Annotated in this window: 12 protein-coding genes; 8 read left to right on the top strand and 4 right to left on the bottom strand. The window is 43.2% G+C overall.

Annotation, left to right across the window (positions count from 1 at the left end):
• The 6 genes from FGL80_RS06685 to FGL80_RS06710 all read left to right on the top strand — a co-directional run bounded on the left by FGL80_RS06685 (position 1) and on the right by FGL80_RS06710 (position 7,249).
• On the top strand, positions 1–1,452 hold the full coding sequence (locus FGL80_RS06685; protein ID WP_055307917.1) for a sugar porter family MFS transporter: 1,452 nt from the start codon (positions 1–3) through the stop codon (positions 1,450–1,452).
• Positions 1,453–1,683: 231 nt separating this feature from the next.
• Complete coding sequence (locus tag FGL80_RS06690; protein WP_055307916.1) at positions 1,684–3,513, top strand: LysM peptidoglycan-binding domain-containing protein; 1,830 nt, start codon at positions 1,684–1,686, stop codon at positions 3,511–3,513.
• A 216-nt stretch (positions 3,514–3,729) separates the two neighbouring features.
• A complete protein-coding gene (locus FGL80_RS06695; protein WP_055308114.1) occupies positions 3,730–5,043 on the top strand; it encodes a PTS sugar transporter subunit IIC in 1,314 nt (437 codons plus the stop codon).
• Positions 5,044–5,124: 81 nt separating this feature from the next.
• On the top strand, positions 5,125–5,442 hold the full coding sequence (locus FGL80_RS06700; RefSeq protein WP_055307915.1) for a PTS sugar transporter subunit IIB: 318 nt from the start codon (positions 5,125–5,127) through the stop codon (positions 5,440–5,442).
• Between the two features lie 5 nt (positions 5,443–5,447).
• A complete protein-coding gene (locus FGL80_RS06705) occupies positions 5,448–5,762 on the top strand; it encodes a PTS lactose/cellobiose transporter subunit IIA (protein ID WP_055307914.1) in 315 nt (104 codons plus the stop codon).
• A gap of 14 nt (positions 5,763–5,776) precedes the next feature.
• The gene (locus tag FGL80_RS06710; protein ID WP_147001876.1) at positions 5,777–7,249 is read left to right on the top strand and encodes a 6-phospho-beta-glucosidase; all 1,473 of its coding nucleotides are present in this window, start codon (positions 5,777–5,779) and stop codon (positions 7,247–7,249) included.
• Between the two features lie 54 nt (positions 7,250–7,303).
• Here FGL80_RS06710 and FGL80_RS06715 read toward each other — a convergent pair whose 3' ends face one another.
• On the bottom strand, positions 7,304–8,701 hold the full coding sequence (locus FGL80_RS06715; protein ID WP_147001877.1) for an ATP-binding cassette domain-containing protein: 1,398 nt from the start codon (positions 8,699–8,701) through the stop codon (positions 7,304–7,306).
• Between the two features lie 5 nt (positions 8,702–8,706).
• Here FGL80_RS06715 and FGL80_RS09055 point away from each other — a divergent pair, with 5 nt between their 5' ends.
• A complete protein-coding gene (locus FGL80_RS09055) occupies positions 8,707–8,853 on the top strand; it encodes a hypothetical protein (protein ID WP_172792718.1) in 147 nt (48 codons plus the stop codon).
• A gap of 732 nt (positions 8,854–9,585) precedes the next feature.
• Positions 9,586–9,915 carry a hypothetical protein gene (locus FGL80_RS06720; RefSeq protein WP_055307911.1) on the top strand — a complete coding sequence of 110 codons (330 nt, stop codon included), beginning with the start codon at positions 9,586–9,588 and terminating at the stop codon, positions 9,913–9,915.
• A gap of 152 nt (positions 9,916–10,067) precedes the next feature.
• On the opposite strand, the gene FGL80_RS06725 is transcribed toward FGL80_RS06720, so the two are convergent.
• The 3 genes from FGL80_RS06725 to FGL80_RS06735 are packed head-to-tail and all read right to left on the bottom strand — an operon-like array spanning position 10,068 to position 12,639.
• On the bottom strand, positions 10,068–10,406 hold the full coding sequence (locus tag FGL80_RS06725) for a hypothetical protein (protein WP_055307910.1): 339 nt from the start codon (positions 10,404–10,406) through the stop codon (positions 10,068–10,070).
• 40 nt (positions 10,407–10,446) lie between these two features.
• On the bottom strand, positions 10,447–11,268 hold the full coding sequence (locus FGL80_RS06730; RefSeq protein WP_055307909.1) for a LysR family transcriptional regulator: 822 nt from the start codon (positions 11,266–11,268) through the stop codon (positions 10,447–10,449).
• Positions 11,269–11,298: 30 nt separating this feature from the next.
• A complete protein-coding gene (locus FGL80_RS06735; RefSeq protein WP_055307908.1) occupies positions 11,299–12,639 on the bottom strand; it encodes an FAD-dependent oxidoreductase in 1,341 nt (446 codons plus the stop codon).
• Between the last annotated feature and the right edge of the window lie 94 nt (positions 12,640–12,733).

Genomic DNA, 12,733 nt, shown 5'->3' on the forward strand with positions numbered 1-12,733 from the left:
ATGGGAACCAAACGCATTTCAAATCGTTTTATTTACTTTTTTGGCGCTTTAGGCGGCCTGTTATTCGGCTATGATACTGGCGTCATTTCTGGGGCCATGTTATTTATAGGGGACGAATTGGGGATTCAAGCGGGTTCATTTGAAGATGGCTTCGTTACCGCATCAGTCTTATTGGGTGCTATCGTCGGGGCGGCCATTATTGGGCCGCTGTCTGATAAGCTTGGTCGTAAGAAGCTGTTGCTGATCTCAGCAATTATTTTCTTTGTCGGTGCCTTAGGGTCGGGAATTGGCAGCAGTTATTTATTACTTGTGGCTTCTCGTGTACTACTCGGTATTGCGGTTGGTGCCGCATCAGCCTTAATTCCAACTTATTTAGCGGAGTTATCACCAGCGGATAAACGTGGTGGGATTGGGACATTGTTTCAATTAATGATTATGACAGGGATTTTCTTGGCGTATGTCTCCAACGAATGGCTGTCACCAAATGGCTGGCTTGGTCTTGATCAAAATGTTGGCTGGCATTGGATGCTGGGGTTAGCTGCGATACCAGCAGCCTTGCTATTCGTCGGCGGACTCTTTTTACCAGAATCACCACGTTTTCTGGTGAGAAAAGGCAAGATTGCTGAGGCAAAACAAGTCTTGCTCACTATGAATGGTGATCCGAAATTAGTCGCAGCAGAACTTGGTGATATTGAATTACAAGCGTCAATTCCGTCAGGTGGGTTAAAAGAATTGTTCGGACCAATGCCACGACCGGTATTGATTATGGCTTTTGGATTAGCTGTTTTCCAGCAAATCATGGGATGTAACACGGTCTTGTATTATGCACCTAAAATCTTTATTTCAGCCGGATTTAGTGAACACTTTGCCTTGCAATCACATATTGTGATTGGGGTATTTAATGTGATTGTCACAGCGATTGCGGTTAAAATTATGGATAAAATTGATCGTAAAAAGATGTTGACTTACGGTGCGATTGGTATGGGCGCTTCCTTATTAATCATGTCAACGGCGATGCTCTTTTTGCAGGCTGGGCATGGTAATCTTGGCTCATGGATTTGTGTCATCGCCTTGACACTTTATATCGCCTTTTTCTCAGCAACATGGGGTCCTGTGATGTGGGTCATGATCGGTGAAGCCTTCCCATTGAATATTCGAGGTTTGGGTAATTCATTTGGTGCGGTCATCAACTGGACAGCTAATTTCGGCGTATCACAGTCATTTCCAATGTTACTCATTGCCTTCACACCCGCACACGTTGTGAACGCTGAAGGTCAAGGGATTGCAAAGTTGTTCATCATTTATGGTGTGATGTGTTTTGCCGCAATTTGGTTTATTCACAAGTATACGATTGAAACCCGTAATCGTACATTGGAATCTATTGAAGCTGAATTACGCTCACGCGCTCATGCAAAGGGCTATACCGCAGATGAAAAAGCCATTGAAGCTTGATATACAGCATAAGACATATTAAATTTTAGTGTCAATAAATCACCGTCATAGGATTGCGTTTCGCGTTAAATCAACCCTATGACGGTGATTTTTTTTGTATAAATTGTTAGCAGAAACAGAACTGTAATTATTTTGACCACAAGACGCAATACAATTTCTTATATTTTTCTTAACAATCTTATCAAATATGTTATAATTTAATAGTCAATTTGTTTGAAAGAGAGAAAATGCATGAAAAAATCTTTGTTAGTAGGTGCGGTTGCGGCATCTATGGTTGGTGTCCAGGCATCAACCGCTTCTGCCAGCACAACTTATCGTGTCAAACCAGGGGATACGTTGTATGACATTGGCTTACAGCATAATTTAAGTGTGAGCCAACTCAAAGCATTGAATCGTTTGAATTCAGATACTATTCATCCTGGGGATGTGTTAGTGTTGGGTGAAGAAGACGCTAACAAACCGGCACCCGCAACGCCAGCGACTACGGCAGCAACTTATACCGTAAAGTCTGGGGATACGCTATCTCGGATTGCGGCGCAATTTAAGATGAGCGTAGCGGAAATTGCGGCATTGAATCAAATTTCAAATGTTAACGCGATTAATGTGGGTCAAGTGTTAAAAGTCAATGGCACAACAGCCAATACCAATACGAACACCAATCAGACGAACACTTCAAAGCCAGCAGCATCTAACGCTGCTAGCTATACAGTCCAGTCTGGTGATACGCTCTCAAAGATTGCTGCTTCGCACCAAATGTCGCTCTCACAGTTGGCTGCGTTAAACGGCATCACGAACCCGAACTTAATTCGTGTTGGTCAAGTACTCAAGGTAACGGGGGCGACTAACCACGCGCAACCGTCTGCACCTGCTGCACCAACACAGCAACCAGCAGCGCCGGCTGCACCCACAACTAATAATGCGACAACTTATACGGTTAAGGCCGGTGATACGCTCTCAAGAATTGCGGCCCAGTTTAAGATGAATCTGGCCCAAATCGCCGCGTTGAATCAAATTTCGAATTTGAATGCAATCCGCGTGGGACAAGTTTTGAAGGTGTCTAACGCCGCTGGTTCAAATAATACACAAAATACAACCCAGCCTTCTGCAGGAGCACCAACGAACACGGCACCAAGCACAACAGGTTATACCGTTAAGTCTGGTGATACTCTGTCAGCAATCGCTGCGGCCAACGGTGTTTCATTGGCGAACTTGCTCAGCTGGAATAACTTATCATTACAAGCCATTATCTATCCTGGACAAAAGCTAACGATTCAAAAGGCTAACAATGCCACGGTCACAACACCAAACGCACCGTCAACTAATACAACCCCAACGGGAACGCCATCAACGAACGGTAGTTACACGGTGAAGTCAGGGGACACATTGTATGGCATTGCAGCAAAGTTAGGCACGAACGTCCAGACGTTACTGTCTTTGAATGGTTTGCAATTGTCAAGCACCATTTATGTCGGGCAAGTTTTGAAAACAACAGGCGCACCAGTTGCTGGTGCCGGCACAGCCACATCAACACCAACACCAGTAACGCCGACCGTCTCAAAACCTGCTGCACCAAATGGTGTTTCAACAGCTGGCTTAAGTGCTGCGCAAGCCGCATGGTTGCGGACAGCGGTTGTTGATGCGCAAGCGGCAACAGCAGGGACAGGTGTTTTGGCATCCGTGACGGTTGCCCAAGCGATTCTTGAAAGTGGTTGGGGCCAATCAGCTTTGGCTTCAGCGCCATACCATAACCTGTTTGGCATCAAAAAAGGCTTTGGTTGGACTGGTGCTGTCGTGAATATGAACACGTCTGAATTTGAAAACGGTAAGTGGGTCACGGTTGTGGCACCATTCCGCGCTTATGGTTCACAAATGGCATCGTTCCAAGATCACACTAATTTCTTACTGGCTAACAGTCGTTACGCAGCCAATGGGGTTACTAATGCGCCAAATTACATCGCGATGGCGACTGGTTTGCAAGCTGCTGGTTATGCCACAGCGCCAACATATGCAAGTGCGTTAATTAACTTGGTTGAACGTTATAATTTACAGTCATTGGACTAACACGATAAATCTCATGTTAAAAAGCTATCTTAAACGATAGCTTTTTTTGTTGTCGTGATGGATTTCAACCTCTGAAAAATTAAATTTGTCATATAATTTTGTATTATATAAATTTGTTTGACAAATTAAAAACACCCTGATAAACTGAAGTTATCATATAAATGTAACCGCTTACACTTAGGGAAAATTAAGAAAAAAGGTGACGAGATGGCAAAAATGTCAGATACTTTGAACAACAAAGTGATTCCGGTTGTGATGAGGTTTGTGAATACACGCCCGATTACGGCGATGAAAAATGGGATGCTATATCCAATTCCATTTATCATTGTTGGGGCAATCTTTCTGATCTTGGGACAATTCCCATATCAACCCGTAGCTGCCTATTTCACGAAAATTGGCATTGATGATTGGTTCATGCAAGCGTACAATGGCTCGTTTGCGATCATGGCCCTGTTTGCAGTCTTTGGGATTACTTACTCGTGGGTGCATGACTCAGGGTATGATGGGGTCCCAGCTGGATTATTAGCGATTGTCACGGATATTATCCTGCAACCGAATCATGTGACAACGGTGGCCAATGTCCTAGATAAGACGAAGACATCTACTAACTGGATGGCAGAAAATGCCATTGATAAAGCTTGGCTTGGTGGTAAAGGCATGATCTTAGCCATTATTATCGGAATGCTGGTCGGTTGGATTTATACCTGGTTCATGAAGAAAGGGATTACGATTAAATTGCCAGAACAAGTGCCAAGTAACGTGGCGGCTTCATTTACAGCATTGGTACCGGCCGCTGCGATTATCACTGGTGCGACAGTTGTGTACGGTTTGTTCCAGAAGTTAGGGCACACCACATTTGCAGAATGGATCTATCGCATTATCCAAACACCGCTGCAACATGCTTCAGATGGCCCATTCGGGGTATTGTTGATTACCTTAGTCCCGGTATTCCTTTGGTTCTTCGGAGTCCATGGTTCAACAATTGTCTCAGGCATTATGCAACCCTTGTTGATTAGTAACAATGCGGACAACTTGACGTTGTATCAAGCTGGGAAATTGTCATTAGACAACGGCGCACATATTGTGACCCAATCATTCTTCGAACAGTTTATCACAGTCACTGGCGCTGGGGTCACAATTGGCTTGGTGGTGTATATGATCATTGGCGCAAAGTCAGTGCAGATGAAAACACTGGCCAAATTAGAAATTGGGCCAGGACTCTTCAACATTAACGAACCCGTTTTGTTCGGAATCCCACTGGTGTTGAATCCTGTGATGGTTGTGCCATTCATCTTAGCACCCGTCGTCACTGGTTTCAGTACGTATTATGCGATTAAATTTGGCATCATTCCACCATTAAATGGGGTCTATGTGCCTTGGACAACCCCACCAATTATTTCTGGTTTCATCGTTGGTGGTTGGAAGGTCATGCTTTGGCAAATCTTTATGTTGGCAGTCACGATCCCAATTTATTGGCCATTTGCACAAAAGTACGACAAAATTTTGGTTGCCCAGGAAAAGGCAGTTTAATTTTTAATCAGTTAGAACAAGTTATTTAGGATAAAATGTAAGCGATTACATTGTGCATTAAAGAAAGTGTAGGGAATTACGATGGCAACAAAGACAATTATGTTAGCATGTGCAGCGGGGATGTCAACCTCAATGCTTGTTTCAAAGATGCAAAGTGCAGCATCGGCACAAGGGAAAGATTATGAAATTTTTGCAACATCTACATCTGATGTTGACAATGCCTTGTCACAACGTCATCCAGATGTGTTATTACTCGGACCACAAGTGGCTTACTTAAAGAATGAGGTTAAAGCAAAGACCGATGCAGCTGGTGTCCCAATGGATGTTATCAATATGATGGATTATGGCATGATGAAGGGCGATAATGTTTTGGCAACTGCGGAAAAGATCATGGGTTAAGTGATATGAATGATGAACGAATGGTTGTCATTATGGGCTTAATCTTGAATGGTGGTGATGCGAAATCACACGCGTTTCAAGCCATTCAATTGGCTAAGACTGGTGATTTTGCAGGCGCACGTACTGAAATACAAGCAGCCGATGAAGCCCTTAAAGCAGCACATGATATCCAAACGGATATGTTGACGAAAGCGGCACAAGGGGAACACATTGAAGTTGATCTGTATATGTTACATGCGCAAGACCACTTAATGAATGGCATTACCTTCCGAGATCTAGCAGTTGAAATTATTGCGCTTTACGAACGCCAGGCAGGCTAAGGAGAAAAATACACATGTCAAAAGAAACGTATCAATTGAATCAAGACTTTTTATGGGGTGGCGCAATTGCCGCGCATCAAGCTGAAGGTGCATGGCAGGCTGGCGGAAAAGGTGTTAGTATCGCTGACGTGCTGACCGCTGGCGCGCACAATTTACCACGCCAAATTACTGACGGTGTGGTTGAAGGGTTGAATTACCCTAACCATCACGGGATTGAATTTTACGATACGTACAAAGAAGATTTAGCCCTCATGGCAGAAATGGGCTTTAAAGCCTTTCGGACTTCGATTGCTTGGACGCGAATTTTCCCTAATGGGGATGATGCCGAACCAAACGAAGCTGGTTTAGCCTTCTATGACGACTTATTTGACGAAATGCATAAACACGGCATTGAACCAGTGATTACGTTACAGCATTTTGAAATGCCTTATCACTTAGTTGAAGCTTATGGGGGCTGGTCAAATCGTCAAGTCATTGATTTGTTTGTCAGATATGCGGAAGTGGTGTTTAAGCGCTACCGTGACAAGGTGACTTACTGGATGACACACAATGAAATTTCCAACCAAACTGCTATTTCAGATGACCCAATCTATCAATTCTTAGTTTGGACAAATTCAGGTATTCGCTTTGATGAACAGGCGACATTGAAAGATAAGCAAGAAGCGATGGTGCAAGCAGGGCATTATGAGTTAGTGGCTTCTGCACGGGCGGTTAAGATTGGGCATGAGATTAATCCAGACTTCGTGATTGGTGGGATGGCCAATGTGGCACCATTTTATCCTGCCACACCAAGTCCAGCAGATATGTTGGCTTGGCAAAAAGCACGTCAGGCGCGTGACTGGATGATGGATGTACATGTCCGCGGTGAATATCCAAGTGATATGGAAAAGTTCTTTGAACGTTCAGGGTTCCGACCAGATATTACCGACCAAGACCGTGAAGATCTGAAGGCAGGGGTGGTTGATTATATGGCCATTTCCTATTACAACTCGACAACTGTTCGCGCAGTTGCGGACAAAGATGCCGAAATGGAAGACTTCGGTAACTTTGAAATCGTTAAGAACGATTACATTAAAACCAATGATTGGGATTGGGGAATTGATCCACAAGGCTTGCGTTTCACTTTGAATGAAATGAACGAATTGTATCCTGGATTAAAGATCATGATCGTTGAAAACGGGATTGGGGCTTATGACACAATCGAAGCCGATGGGACAATTCACGACCCATATCGTGTTGACTATCTCCGTGAGCACATTCGTGAAATGGAAAAGGCAGTTGTACTGGATGGCGTTGACGTGATTGGTTTCTTATCATGGGGACCAATTGATATTGTGTCAGCTGGTACTGGCGAAATGAAGAAGCGTTATGGCTATATTTATGTCGATCTTGACGATATGGGCGAAGGCTCAGGGCAACGACTCAAAAAAGATAGCTTTTATTGGTATCGAGAAGTTATTGCGAGTGGTGGTCAAACACTAGATTAAGCAACATATGTGATGATAACGCAAAAAAACGGTTAGATTAAGTTCTAACCGTTTTTAGTTGGTCACGTTAAAATAATCATCGTAGGTTAAATAATCGATCCAATTTTGCTCTTGGATAATAAAAGATTGGGTGGCGGTTTGCTTAACAAACGCTTCATCGTGAGACACCAAGACAATTGCTGCTTGAGAATCGTTGATGAAGTTAGTCAAGGCCAATACACCATCATAGTCTAAGTAATTGGTTGGTTCATCTAACAATAAGATGTCAAAGGGCATCATCAAATTTAAAGCTAATTGCACTTTCAAAAGTTGTCCACCGCTCAATGTATTTGGGGATCTGCTCAAAATGTCTGAACGGATACCCAGTGCGCCACAGACATCGCGGATGACTTGTAGGTTCATCCCCGACATTGCCTGTAGTTGTGGCAGTAATGGTTGGTCAGCGTTGAATTGGCTTTGGATATTTTGATGAAAATAATTCACGCGGTGCCGTTTTTGCATCACATCGTGAAAAATCGCCTTGAGTAACGTTGATTTACCCGCGCCGTTGGCCCCAAGGATTGCTACCACTTCACCAGATTGGAGGCGGATGTTAATTGGATTGTCAATTAATACGAGGTCATCACGTATTAAGCGATCCAACGTCACGTTTTGCATGATCCTTTTGGGCTGCTGATAGGTCGTGAGTAATTTAAGGCCCATCTTTTCAAATGGTTTACCGTGAGCAGTTTGCTGGATATCAGCACGTATTTTTTTAACTTTTTTCTCTAAGCCATTTTGAACTTTATCCTTTCGGCCAGCTAAACCAATCGCTTTTTTCTCAGAATTGGAAACCTTTTTGGCCTTTTTGGCATTCGTCGCTTTTTCCTGCATGCGGGCCAGTGAGGCGAGTTGTTGCTGTCTTTGTTTTCGGGCAACCTCGTATTGCGCATATTGTTGCTGGATTTTATTGGCTTGCAGTTGCTGAAAGGTCGCAAAATCGGTGGGATAAAAGGTTATATTTTTTTGGTCAATCACTAATACGGCAGTGGCGATTTTGGCCAAGAATGCTGCATCATGGCTAACAACTACCGCGATACCTTTAAAATGTTTTAGTTGGTTGACTAAATATTGGATGCCCGCTTGATCTAAGTTTGAGGTTGGCTCATCGAGTAGTAAGACGTCTAGTCGTTGAGAAAATGCGTGCTGCAAGCGTTGACGTTGGCTTTCGCCTGGGCTATTTTGGGTATTGTCATCGTAAAATTGTGGGACGAGCAGGGTATACCCATCTGACTGGATGGTGCCGCTTGTTGGCATCAAGTTTTTAACCAGTAAATTAAGTAGGGTGGATTTACCCGATCCGTTATCACCAATTAAGGCAACCCGTTGCTTAGGGCTTAATTTAAAATTGACGTTTTCAAATAATAGCGCTTCAGTTGTGAAATTGAACGTGAGATTATTAGCGGTAATCATGATTGTTGTACCTCGGAAAAACTGGTGTCACGTTCCAAGTCGTCGGTCATCTCGAACAATTGCCGATTGTGTCTAACGGCAGTGAACGGACACGGATTATGCGTGCATGGTTTGATCTAGTTGATTTATCATTTTATCACCTGATTTCTTAATGTTGTTACCATAATACATGGATAACGCCTACAAAACAATTAATTTGATGAAATAAGTGTATAATGAAGCCAGCTAAACGTGGTGTAAATTTTGTTGTTAACGTTTAATATATGGTTGGACAAGAACAACGTATGATGCGATTAAAGGTCAGTGATGGATAACATAATGTGTATGATTAATTCAGTGGCATGTCACAACAGTTGGGGAATTAATGGCTCAGCATCAGTAATCGATGTGGGAGAGATAAGATACGAATTTACCTGATAATAAAAAGCAGTAACTACATAAATAGTAGTTACTGCTTTTTTTGTCAAATAATTATCGGGTACGTGTCTGCTGTCTTTGTTGATGACTATTCTCTTTCATAATAATTTTCTAAGAGCGCACAATACTCAGCATCTTTGCAGAAATGTAAACCATAGTAATGGCAATTATTGCAAAAATCCAAATAGGAAGTTCACTATCGCGAATTGCAAATAAAATCCCACCCAATATCATCAAAATGATTATTCCAATTGACGAATGTTGTTTTATCATAGAAAGACCCCTCCATTGGTAATCCGAATCTTGTTAAAACAATATAAAGCTTAATCGTAACACCATAATACTAACACTTTATTCTTATATAATTAAAGAATGTGAATTTGTATTAAGTAACTATCGAAATTCCACCAACAATATCATTAATCACTGACAGTGCACTATACGCATCTGATTACAGTTTGACTGTTATGCAAACTCACGAAGCCAGTTTTGCTGGTGCTGAGGCGTTCATTCAATACATTCAAGACAAGGTTATCAATACTTACGGAGATTCAAGACTTGAGTTAATTGGTATTTTGGCCGTATTAATACAAGCTGGCGCACCAGTAGATGAAGCCATAATTGTTAATACTACCGAGGACTTTAAAAAAAGTAATATCCTTGACCCTAAAATACCCGCAATGCAACGTATTAAAAGATATGGTATTACTGGTAAACACGACATGAGGGTATTTACAGGTTACGAAAACGTGACTGACGAAGTTCTAAAAAGAATAGAAGATATTGAGTATGTCTAACCTACTAATTCAATTAAAAAGAAACAAAGCTAACCTTACACTTAAAGTGATCACTAAAGTAGCAGATTTTGAAAATGAAAAAACCTCGAAAGTTGTTTTAACTTTCGGGGTACAACACAAAACAGGGCCTTTTTAGTCATTGTAATGATTAATTATTTAAGTAAGGCAACACCAAACACAACAACTAGAAAGATCACAATAACTACTGTGAGCGCCATGCCAATCGGATTACGTGGATTGATCGACCAGCCCAAGCCAATAGCTTTAGGCACAAACAAGGGCGCTTTTATACCTGTTTGTTCAGGATAAGCGAGCCAGTAGCGATAAGTGGATAGCGCAATCAACACCAACGCTAATAGGGCGACAATAATCAATACGAGTTTGTGGTCGGCAGGTTGAAAGATGACCAAACCCATGACAACCAGCAACATGAGTGCTATCAGACTCGCTAAAATAATATCTAAAATCTTTAATTTTTTCTCTGAATTCATGATGACAACACCTATTGGTTAGAATAGCTTTATTTTAACACTATTGCGTTTCAAAGTTGGTTGTAAGGGTTTGCGTGATTGTTTCTAGTACGCTGGTTTTAAGGGCATCCAGTGGTGCGCGATAAATCAAGTTGACGGGGCGTTGGAAGCTCTCATCAAGTGGGACATAGGGGATGTGATCAGCAATTAATTTTTGCGAAATGATTGTTTTCCCAAAACCAGCCCGCAAGAGCGCTAACATAACATCGGTGCTTGTGATACTGAGGTAGTTGTCTGGTAACCCGTGTTGGGCAAAATAGCGATCCATATGCGCACGGGCACTGGCGCCGATTTCACGGAGCAACCAGGTATCACCACTGCCGGCCAGCACTAATTGGTCCGTCATAAGTGGCACAACCGATAGACTCGAATCCATGACCGGTTGTTCGACAAAGGCAAAATCAACTGTGCCTTGCGCGATTTGTTGCATCAAGTCTTGTGAATTACGCATTTCCACCGTAAGTTGAACCGGTAATTGTGTGAGTGCCGGTATCAAATGAGGGACCAACGTTAGCGCTGAAAAGTGCGAGGCACCAATCTTAAGCGCGACTTTTTCGGTCGCATTGTCACGGTTTGAGAAGAACTTTTGTGCCTGTTGCCAATCGGTGAGTATTTTTTGTGCTTGCGGGTAAAATAAATCAGCTGCTGCGGTCCGTTGTACCTCTGATTTTTTACCACGTGTAAACAGATCGACGCCTAAGGCGGCTTCTAAATGTTTAATATGGGACGAAACACTCGGTTGACTGATGAATAATTGGTCTGCGGCTTTAGTAAAGCTCCGAACTTGATAAACCGTGATAAACGATTGAATATATTGCAACATGTCACGTTCTCCTCATACAAAAAGGTGCTCTTATGCTTGCTTTTGTGCTGCTCGCCACGCTTGTTCCCAAGCTTGAGTGGCCTGTTGGATGGCATCCCAAGGGGCAGCAATTGGCGGTGAATAAGACAAATCCAAGTCACTGACCGCACTCACAGTCATCTTGTTGAAAATTGCGCTGGACAAAACGTCTGACCGCTTTGCGACTTCTGAGCCAAATTGGCCAATCAGTTGTGCACCCAGTAATTGACCAGTATGTTGATCGCCAGTAATCTGGATGGTGATTTTGGTAGCGCCAGGAATGTAAGCCTTATGGTCATCGACTACACTGGTGACACTCAGTGGTGTGAAACCAGCCTGTGTGGCCTCATCCGGTAACAAGCCCGTCCGCACGGCTACTTTGTCAAATGCTTTGAGGACTTGGCTACCGACAATGCCTTGAAATGGGGTTGCTAAGCCAACGGCATGCGCACCAGCAATTCGACCCTGTTTATGGGCTGTCGTGCCTAATGGCAGATAGGTCGTGCCTAACAGGCGATGCTTGGTAATCGTCAAGTCACCCGCAGCGTACACATCTTCAAGATTGGTTTGCATGAAATCATTGACCATAACGGCACCGTTTTCAGCCAATTCGGCACCAGCATGGGCGAGGAGAGTGCTGTTAGGTTTTACGCCGGTGACGACGAGAACGAGATCAAATGCAGCTGCTTGGTCCCCAATCACGACGCCATCAGATGTTATCTCTGATACGGTATAGTCAGTCACAACGTCAACACCATTTTCACGTAACGTGTCGTGCAGTAAGCGGCTCATGTCAGGCGACATGGTCGAAAGAATTTCAGGTCCACGCTGGTAAAGTGTCGTTTGCACCCCGCGTTTGACCAATGCTTCGGCCATTTCAATCCCAATATAACCGGCGCCAACAATCGCAGCTGTTTTGGGTGTCGTGGTCGTCACGTGTTGATCAATGGCAAAGTAGTCGGCCATGTCATGCAAGACAAAGGCATTGTCAACGCCTTTAATGTGACTGGTTTCTGGCAATGCGCCCGTACCAACAATCAGCTTCTCATATACAAAGTCACCGCGGTTGGTTGTCACCCGATGGGCTGCTGGATCAATCGCATTAACCGTGGTTTCTAAGTGAAAATTAACACCAGTTGCTTCTAAATCAGCCAGGGTGCGGTGGCGCAAGTGTTCCCAACTAGGGACTTCACCACTAAAAGCGTAGGGAAAACCGCAAATCGATAAGTTTGGATAGCTATCCGCTAACAGTAGGGTAACGTCGGTGTCTGGTGCTAGTTCTTTAGCACGTAAAGCCGCCGATATGCCAGCGTCACTCCCACCAATAATCAGTAATGTCGTTTGAATCGTCATTTTCATACTCCTTTAAACACACTTAGCATACCATGATTTTTAATTGTATTTGATAATTAAATCGTTGTTTTTAATCAGTAGATGATAAATATGA

The organism is Leuconostoc lactis, from assembly GCF_007954625.1.
Classification (GTDB): domain Bacteria; phylum Bacillota; class Bacilli; order Lactobacillales; family Lactobacillaceae; genus Leuconostoc; species Leuconostoc lactis_A.